The sequence below is a fragment of the Humidesulfovibrio sp. genome (assembly GCF_030689645.1).
GTDB lineage: Bacteria > Desulfobacterota > Desulfovibrionia > Desulfovibrionales > Desulfovibrionaceae > Humidesulfovibrio.
In genome coordinates, this window is sequence record NZ_JAUYFU010000056.1 from 1 (window position 1) to 8305 (window position 8305).

Consider the following 8305-nt stretch of genomic DNA (forward strand, 5'->3'; position numbering starts at 1 on the left):
CCAGCGTGGAGCCGGGCAAGCTGCGCTTCCAGGTCGAGCCCGGCAGCTATGCGCCGCGCGCCCTGCACGTGGAAGGCGACTGGAGCAACGCCTCGTATTTCCTGGCCGCCGGGGCCGTGGGCAAACGCCCCGTGCGGATAAGCGGCCTGCGCCGCGATTCCTTGCAGGGCGACCGCGCCATTCTGGACATTCTGGCCGCCATGGGCGCGCAAGTGGATTGGGACGCGGACGGCGTCACGGTTTCGCCGCGCCAGCTCAAGGGCGTGAACGTGGACATGGGCGCCTGTCCAGACCTCGTGCCCACGGTCGCCGTGGCCGCCTGCTTCGCCAGTTCGCCCACCACCATCACCAACGTGGCCCACCTGCGCATCAAGGAAAGCGACCGTCTGGAGGCCCTGGCGATGGAGATCGTCAAGACCGGCTGCCAGACGGAGATGTTCGAGGACGGGCTCACCATCAGGCCCGCGCCGCTCAAGCCCGGCCAGGCCGTGGAGTTCGCCACCCGCTCGGACCACCGGCTGGTCATGGGGCCGTCGTTGTTCGCCCTGGCGGGGTTGGATGTGAGCTTCGACAATCCCGGCTGCGTGGCCAAGAGTTTTCCCGGCTTCTGGGCGTCCTTCGACCCCATTCTGAAAGGGCAGGAGGGCTAGGGCGTGGGGTTTTCCGCTATCAAGCACATCGCCATAGTGGGCGCGCGCGGCCAGATGGGGGCGCTCTTCGTGCGCGCCTTCCGCAAAGCCGGGTATGCGGTGACCACCCTGGACCGCCCGTATGGGGACGAAACCATCGGCTGCGCCCTCGAAGCCGCTGAGCTCGTCATCATTTCCGTGCCTGTCACCGCCACCCGCGCCGTGGCCGAGCGGCTGGCCCCCTTCATGCCCGCCGGGTGCATCCTCTGCGATGTGTGCTCCGTGAAGGTGAACCCCCTGCGCCAGATGCTTGAAGCCTACGCCGGGCCTGTGGTTGGCACGCATCCGCTCTTCGGGCCGGTTATTCCAGAGGGCTTCGACCCGCGCGTGGCCGTGACGCCGGGGCGTGGAGAGAGAGCGCCCGAGGCCGTGCGCGACGTGTTCGCCCGCGCCGGCTTTTCGCCCTTCGCCAGCACGGCGGAGGAGCACGACCGCGCCATGGCCGTGGTGCAGGGGCTCAACTTCATCACCACCACCGCCTACCTGGCCGCAGCCCGGCAGACGCCCGGCATTGAGAATTTCCGCACGCCATCCTTTGAGCGCAGGCTTGAGGCGGCGCGCAAAATGCTGACCCAGGACCGCGAACTGTTTCAGCTCATTTCCGAGGACAACCCCTTCATGCAGGAGACCGTGCGCCAGTTCGCGGCCTACCTGGACCTCGCCGCCGGGGGCGATCTCGATCTGCTTTCCGCCAGGGCCTCCTGGTGGTGGCGCGACACGGCATAGGGACGCGGTTTTCGCCAGAAGGCGGAAAGTGACTAGGAGTGTAGGCCGCGTCCCCAGTCGGGGTCGCGGCTTTTTTTTCTTACGAAACGGAGGGGTTATGGATATTCGCCTGAAACACTACGGAAAGTGGCTCCCGGCCGATGTGCAGACGCCCATCAGCCTGTACCTGGGCTTGGTGGGAGACGCTCCCGGCATCCTGCTTGAAAGCGCGGAAGTTGATGGACGCCTGGGCCGCTTCAGCCTCATCGCCTGGGACTTCCGGCTCCTGGCCGGGCCGGTGGACGGCAAGCTCAAACTGGACATCCGCGACGAGCGCCTGGAGGGCCTGCGCGAGCTGGAAGGCCTGGAGTACATGGAAGGCGTGCGCCAGCTCTTAAAGAGCATCGAGATTGACCAGCCCGGCCTGAAGGAGCCCCTGCCCGCGCTCACCCGCGCGCTTCTGGGCTACCTGGGCTACAGCGTGGGCGGCATGCTGGAGCCCAAGCTTGCGCCCTGCATGCCCCCGGAAAAGGCCGAGGCGACCCTGGTGCTGCCCGGCCAGGTTGTGCTGTACGACCACCTGCGCCACCGCTGCTGCTACCTGTCGCTGGACGAGAACGGCGGCGATGGCCGGGGCGGCCCCAAGCCCGCCAAGCTGGGCAAGGCTGGCGGCTTCGAGCTGACCACCCAGGAGCCCACGGCCACGCCAGGGCGCGAGGAGTACATGGAGCAGGTGCGCGAGGCCAAGGCCCTCATCACAGAAGGAGAGGGCATCCAGCTGGTGTTTTCGGTGCGCTTCGCCACTCCCTTTGCCGGGGAGCCGTTCGGGGTGTACAGAAGACTGCGCCAGGCCAATCCTTCGCCCTTCATGTTCTTCATGCGCTTCGACAACGAGACCCTGCTGGGGAGCTCGCCGGAGATGATGGTCAAGTGCGAGGCCGGCAGGCTTGAGGTGCGGCCCATCGCGGGCACCCGGCCCCGCGGCGTCACCGAGGTCCAGGACATGGACTTTGAGAAGGAGCTTCTGGCCGATCCCAAGGAGCGCGCCGAGCATGTGATGCTGGTGGACCTGGGCCGCAACGACCTGGGGCGCATCGCCACTCCTGGCAGCGTGGAGGTGGCCAAGTTCATGCGCGTGGAGCGCTTCAGCCATGTGATGCACCTGACCAGCTATGTGGAGGCCGATCTGAAGGATGGGCTCGACGTCATCGACGTGCTGCAATCCACCTTCCCGGCGGGCACCGTGGCGGGCGCGCCCAAGATCTGGGCCATGGAGACCATCGCCCGGGTGGAGAGCCTGCCGCGCGGGCCCTACGCCGGGGCCATGGGCTGGCTGGGCCTGGGCAAAGGCAAGGTCAACCTGGGCACGGGCATCACCATCCGCAGCATGTGGCTGCGCGACGGCGTGATGAACTGGCAGGCCGGGGCGGGTCTGGTGTATGACTCTGACCCTGAAAAGGAATGGCTGGAATGCAACAACAAGGCCCGCATCATCCGCGAGATTCTTTCCTCCAAGGGGGTTGGCGATGTTTTTGCTGATCGATAACTTTGACTCCTTCACCTTCAACCTGGTGCAGGCCTTCCAGCAGCTCGGGGCCGACCCCGTGGTGCTGCGCAACGACCGGGATGAGCTCCTTGATCCGGCCTTTGTGTCCGGGCTTTCGCGGGTGGTGCTCTCCCCCGGCCCCAGCAGGCCCGAAAACGCGGGCAACTGCCTGAAGTTTCTAGCCCTGCTAGAGAAAACTGGCCTGAACGTGCCGGTGCTGGGCGTGTGCCTGGGCCACCAGACCCTGGGGCACTTCGCCGGGGCGTCCGTTGTCCGGGCGGACCGCATCATGCACGGCAAGACCAGCCCGGTGGAGCACGATGGCGCCGACGTGTTCGCCGGGCTTCCCAACCCCTTTGAGGTCTGCCGCTACCATTCGCTCATCGTGCTGGCCCATGAGGCCCCGGAGAGACTGCGGGTGACGGCCAGGACAGCCGAAGGCGAGGTCATGGGCATGGTCTACGCAGACCGGCCCTGGAGCGGCGTCCAGTTCCACCCGGAATCCATTCTGACGCCGGACGGACCCAGGCTCCTGGCCAACTTCCTGGCGAAACCCAAGGCGTAAGGGGAACCGTATGACCATCGACATGCGCGACATTCTGGACACCTTGGGCAACCGGGGCGACCTGACCGAAGAGCAGGCGGCCTACGCATTCGGCCAGCTCTTCGAGGGACTGCTGACGCCTGCCCAGGCCGGAGCTTTGCTCATGGGCCTGCGCGCCAAGGGCGAAACCCCGGTGGAGCTGGCCTGCGCCGCCCGCGCTGGCCTGGCCAAAGCCAGGCTCGTCACCGGCCTGCCCACGGACCGGCCCGTTCTCGACATCGTCGGCACCGGCGGCGACCGCACCTCCAGCTTCAATTGCTCCACGGCGGTGTCGCTATACCTTGCCGCCTTGGGCCACCGGGTAGTGAAGCATGGCAACCGCGCCGTGTCGTCCTCAAGCGGCAGCGCCGACGCCCTGGAGGGCCTGGGCCTGCCGCTCTCCACCGGGCCTGACAACGTGGCGGCGGAGCTGGCGAAAACTGGCTTCGTGTTCCTGTTCGCACCCAACTACCACCCGGCTTTTGCGCACATCGCGCCCGTGCGCCGGGAGCTTGGCGTGCGCACCCTGTTCAACCTCATGGGGCCGCTGCTGAACCCGGCGCGCCCCAGCCACCAGCTCCTGGGCGTGGGTCAGCCTGCGGCCCTGCCGCTCATGGCCGAAACCCTGGCCCTCACCGCGCCGGGCGTGCGCGCCCTGGTCATCCACGGCGCTGGAGGGAGCGCGGGCGGCTTCGACGAACTGACGCCCTTTGGCCCCGCAACGGGCTTCGAGGTGGCGGCAGGCAAGGCCGTGCCCTTCCGCCTGGACCCTGCGGAATTCAGCCTGTCCGGCTTCTCGCCGGAGGACGTGCGCGTGGCCGACAAGCCCGCAGCGCTCAAGGCCATCAAGGCGGTGCTCACGGGCCGGGCCAATGCGGCCATGCAGGCCATGACGGCGCTCAACCTGGGCGCGGCCCTCATGCTGGCCTCGGGCAAGAGCCTGCAGTCCTGCATGACCGAGGCCAGGGACGCTGTCGCCGACGGCGCGGCCAGGGGGTTTGCCGGTGAATAAGATGCTTGCGCGTTTTCGCGAGGCGCAGTTGCCGGGCATAAACCGGCTGCGCAGACTGTCTGCGGCGGGCGAGCTGCCCGCGCCCATGGTCTTCCCCGGCAGGGAGGGCCGCCCGTCCTTCGCCCGCGCCCTGCGCGCGGCCGGAACCCCGGCGGTCATCGCCGAGTACAAGCGGGCCTCGCCCTCATGCGGGGTCATCAACCTGGACCTGACCCCGGCGGACGTGGCCCGCATGTACGCCGAAAACGGCGCCGCGGCCTTTTCCGTGCTGACGGAGGAGGCGCACTTCCAGGGCAGCCTCGACTACCTCAAGGACATGGCCTTTGCGGGCAAGCCCATGCTGCGCAAAGACTTCATCCTGGACCAGCTTCAAGTGCTGGAGACTGCGGCCACCCCGGCCTCTGCGCTTCTGCTCATCATGCGCATGTTCGACGGCGCGGATCAGGTGCGCAAGATGCTCGACCTTTCGCGCGAGCATGGCCTGGAGGCCGTGTGCGAGGTCTTCGACGAGGCCGACCTGGACATGGCCCGCTGGGCGGGCGCGTCGATCATCCAGGTCAACAACCGGGACCTGGACCTGCTTGTCACGGACCTCGGCGTATCGCGACGCCTGGTGCGTACTCGGGGACAGGGCGAGCTGTGGATCAGCGCCAGCGGCCTCACGGCTCCGGCCCAGCTGGAGGAGATGGCCGACCTAGGCTTTGACGCCGTGCTCATCGGCACCTCCCTCATGAGCCGCCCGGACCCCGGCGCGGCCCTGAAGGAGCTGGCAGCCGTGGGCCTGGAGCGCAAAGCCCGGCGCGTGGCCGAACGGGCGGCGGAACGGGAGGCGGCGCGGTGAGTCGTCTTCAGGTGAAAATCTGCGGCCAGACCAGCGAGGCCGGGGCAAGGCTTTGCGCCGAACTCGGCGCGGACATGCTGGGGTTCATCTTCCACCCCACGAGCCCGCGCTGCGTGCAGCCAGGCCTGCCTGCGTCCCTCGAACTGCCAGGAGTCCTGAAGGTGGGCGTGTTTGTGGCCCAGGCCCCGGACGACGTGCTGGCCCTGACGCACACGGCGCGGCTCGACGTGGCCCAGCTGCACGGCGGCCAAGACGTGGCCTTTTGCCGCGCCCTGGCCGAGGCCCTGGGGCCGGAACGCGTCATGAAGGTGGTCTGGCCGGAGAAGGCCGTGAGCCTGGAGGGCTTCCAGGCCGAGCTGGATGCATTCGCGCCCTTTTGCGGTCGTTTTCTGGCCGATGCGGGCAAGGGCGGCGGCGGCCATGGCCGGGGCATTGCGGACCCGGCGGCGGAGATCCTGGCCCAGGCGCGTTTTCCCAGGCCCTGGCTGCTGGCTGGCGGCCTCAGCCCGGACACCCTCGGCCCCAGTCTTTCCCGGTTCAGCGCCGGCGGACACGGTCCGGCTGGCCTGGACCTCAATTCCGGCGTGGAATCCGCGCCGGGCGTCAAGGACGAAAACCTGCTGCGTGCGGCGTTTTCAGCAATCAACGCCCTCAACGCGGCGTAAAATAAACGAGGTGTTCCTGTGAAGAAAGGCTATTTCGGCGATTTCGGCGGGCAGTTCGTGCCCGAGCTGCTCATGCCGCCGCTGCTTGAGCTTGAAGAGGCCATGGAGCGCATCCTGCCCTCCAAGGAGTTTCAGGACGAGCTCAAGAGCGAGCTGACCCATTTCGTGGGACGGCCCACGGCGCTCACCTTCTGCCCCAACCTCTCGGCCAAGCTGGGCGTGAAGCTCTGGCTCAAACGCGAGGATCTGGCCCACGGCGGCGCGCACAAGGTCAACAACACCATCGGCCAGGCGCTCTTGGCCAAGAAGCTCGGCAAGAAGCGCCTGCTGGCCGAAACCGGCGCGGGCCAGCATGGCGTGGCCTCGGCCCTGGCCGCCGCACGCCTGGGGTTGGAGTGCACCATTTACATGGGCGCCACCGACGTGGAGCGTCAGAGCCTCAACGTGCGCCGCATGCGCCTCTTCGGGGCCGAGGTGGTGCCTGTCGAGTCCGGCACCAAGACGCTCAAGGACGCCATCAACGCCGCCCTGCGCGCCTGGATTGCCGAGCAGCAGACCACCCACTACTGCTTCGGCACCGCAGCCGGGCCGCACCCGTTCCCGCTCCTGGTGCGCGAGCTGCAAGCCGTCATCAGCCGCGAGGCGCGCGCCCAGATGCTCGACCAGGCGGGATGCCTGCCCGATTACGTGGTGGCCTGCGTGGGCGGCGGCAGCAACGCCATCGGAGCGTTCAACGAGTTCGTGCCCGACGCCAAGGTCAAGCTCGTGGGCGTGGAGGCCGCGGGTTCCGGCAAGCCGGGCGACTGGCACTCGGCTCCCCTGTCCAAGGAGGGCAGCCCAGGCGTGCTGCACGGCATGCGCACCCAGCTCATCCAGACCATTGAAGGCCAGATCCAGCCCTCGCACTCAATCGCGCCGGGCCTGGACTACCCCGGGGTGGGGCCGGAGCACGCGGCCTACCAGGCCAGTGGCCGGGCCACCTACGTCAGCGTCACCGATGACGTGGCCCTGGACGCCTTCGTGGACCTGTCGCGCCACGAGGGCATCATGCCCGCGCTGGAATCCTCCCACGCCCTCGGCTGGGTGATCAAGAACGCCGCCAGCCTGGAGCCCGGCGCTCACGTTGTCGTCTGCCTCTCGGGCCGCGGCGACAAGGATCTGGACATCGTCAACGACTATCTTGCCCGCAAGGCCTAGGGGGCGCACATGAGCAACAATATCCTCACCAAACGCATCGAGGCCGCGCGCGCAGCCGGACGACTTGCCCTGATCCCCTTCCTGCCCGCAGGCTACCCCAACAAGGACCGCTTCTGGGACGAGATCGACGGCCTGGACGCCTCCGGCGCGGATGTCATTGAAATCGGCATGCCCTTCTCCGACCCTGTGGCCGACGGTCCGGTGGTGGAGCACGCGTCCCTCAAGTGCCTGGACGTCGGCGTGAATCTCAAATGGATCATCAGCGGGCTGGCCGCGCGCAAGGGCCGCTACAAGGCGGGGCTCGTGCTCATGGGCTACCTGAACCCGGTCCTGCAGTATGGCCTGGAGGCCTTCGCCCGCGACGCGGCTTCAGCTGGAGTGCATGGAGTCATCCTGGCCGACGTGCCCCATGAAGAGGCCGATGTGGTGCGCGCCGCCTTCGATCCGCACGGCCTGGCGCTCATCCCCCTGGTGGGGCTGAACACCACGCCCAGCCGCATGGCGCTGTACGGCAACAACGCCCAGGGCTTCGCCTACTTCGTGTCCGTCCTGGGCACCACCGGCGTGCGCTCGCAGTTCGACACCGGCCTGCCGCCCCAGGTGCGCGAGGGATTGACCCACGCCAAGGCCGCGTTCCCCGTGCCCGTGGCACTGGGCTTCGGCCTCAAGCACCCGGACCAACTCAAGGATCTTGCAGGACTTGTGGACGCAGCGGTGTTCGGCAGCGCGCTCATCAAGCACATCGACCAGGGCGGCGACGCCAAAGGATTCATGAAGGTCTGGAAGTAGAGGCGAAGGGCGGGGAGCAGGGGCTCTGCCCCTTAACCCCGCCAGAGGGCATGCGCCCTCTGGACTCCGCAGGCTCGCCGGGCGGGACGCCCGTCGAGGGCGCTGCCCATGGGCGCGGACAGGGCTGGCGTGGCAGGCCTCGCGGACTTCCCGTCAATCTCCGGCGCGGCTTCGCGGCGCTGCGCGCCGCAAAGCCGCGCCGGGCCGATTGAGGGGAAAGGCCCCCATTCCGACACCTCCGCAAGTGAAAGGGCCGGTTCCGAGCGTCTGCTCGGAAC

Annotated in this window: 9 protein-coding genes; all 9 read left to right on the plus strand. The window is 68.0% G+C overall.

Annotation, left to right across the window (positions count from 1 at the left end):
- A partial coding sequence (locus Q8O35_RS08780) for a 3-phosphoshikimate 1-carboxyvinyltransferase (protein ID WP_371133116.1) occupies positions 1–650 on the plus strand: 650 nt, incomplete at its 5' end.
- Positions 651–653: 3 nt separating this feature from the next.
- Positions 654–1415 (plus strand): prephenate dehydrogenase/arogenate dehydrogenase family protein, encoded by a 762-nt coding sequence (locus Q8O35_RS08785; RefSeq protein ID WP_305572331.1) that lies wholly within the window; start codon positions 654–656, stop codon positions 1413–1415.
- A gap of 97 nt (positions 1416–1512) precedes the next feature.
- Complete coding sequence (locus tag Q8O35_RS08790) at positions 1513–2940, plus strand: anthranilate synthase component I family protein (protein WP_305572333.1); 1428 nt, start codon at positions 1513–1515, stop codon at positions 2938–2940.
- Entirely contained in the window at positions 2921–3505 is a 585-nt protein-coding gene (locus Q8O35_RS08795; RefSeq protein ID WP_305572335.1) for an aminodeoxychorismate/anthranilate synthase component II, read from the plus strand. Before Q8O35_RS08790 ends, Q8O35_RS08795 begins: the two co-directional genes overlap by 20 nt.
- Before the next feature lie 10 nt (positions 3506–3515).
- Positions 3516–4535: an anthranilate phosphoribosyltransferase gene (trpD, locus tag Q8O35_RS08800; protein ID WP_305572337.1), complete on the plus strand. Its 1020-nt coding sequence runs from the start codon at positions 3516–3518 to the stop codon at positions 4533–4535.
- A gap of 1 nt (position 4536) precedes the next feature.
- Positions 4537–5376 carry an indole-3-glycerol-phosphate synthase gene (locus tag Q8O35_RS08805; protein ID WP_305572345.1) on the plus strand — a complete coding sequence of 280 codons (840 nt, stop codon included), beginning with the start codon at positions 4537–4539 and terminating at the stop codon, positions 5374–5376.
- Positions 5373–6041 (plus strand): phosphoribosylanthranilate isomerase, encoded by a 669-nt coding sequence (locus Q8O35_RS08810; RefSeq protein ID WP_305572339.1) that lies wholly within the window; start codon positions 5373–5375, stop codon positions 6039–6041. The genes Q8O35_RS08805 and Q8O35_RS08810 overlap by 4 nt, the downstream gene beginning before the upstream one ends.
- 18 nt (positions 6042–6059) lie before the next feature.
- Positions 6060–7238, plus strand: a complete 1179-nt coding sequence (gene trpB / locus Q8O35_RS08815; RefSeq protein WP_305572341.1) for a tryptophan synthase subunit beta — start codon at positions 6060–6062, stop codon at positions 7236–7238.
- 9 nt (positions 7239–7247) lie between these two features.
- Complete coding sequence (trpA, locus tag Q8O35_RS08820; protein ID WP_305572343.1) at positions 7248–8027, plus strand: tryptophan synthase subunit alpha; 780 nt, start codon at positions 7248–7250, stop codon at positions 8025–8027.
- Positions 8028–8305: the final 278 nt, after the last annotated feature.

Bases quoted from the DNA above. Each gene is read 5' to 3' on its own strand.
- trpD (WP_305572337.1), top strand. From the start codon at position 3,516: ATGACCATCGACATGCGCGACATTCTGGACACCTTGGGCAACCGGGGC.
- Q8O35_RS08790 (WP_305572333.1), top strand. From the start codon at position 1,513: ATGGATATTCGCCTGAAACACTACGGAAAGTGGCTCCCGGCCGATGTG.
- Q8O35_RS08805 (WP_305572345.1), top strand. From the start codon at position 4,537: ATGCTTGCGCGTTTTCGCGAGGCGCAGTTGCCGGGCATAAACCGGCTG.
- Q8O35_RS08795 (WP_305572335.1), top strand. From the start codon at position 2,921: ATGTTTTTGCTGATCGATAACTTTGACTCCTTCACCTTCAACCTGGTG.
- trpA (WP_305572343.1), top strand. From the start codon at position 7,248: ATGAGCAACAATATCCTCACCAAACGCATCGAGGCCGCGCGCGCAGCC.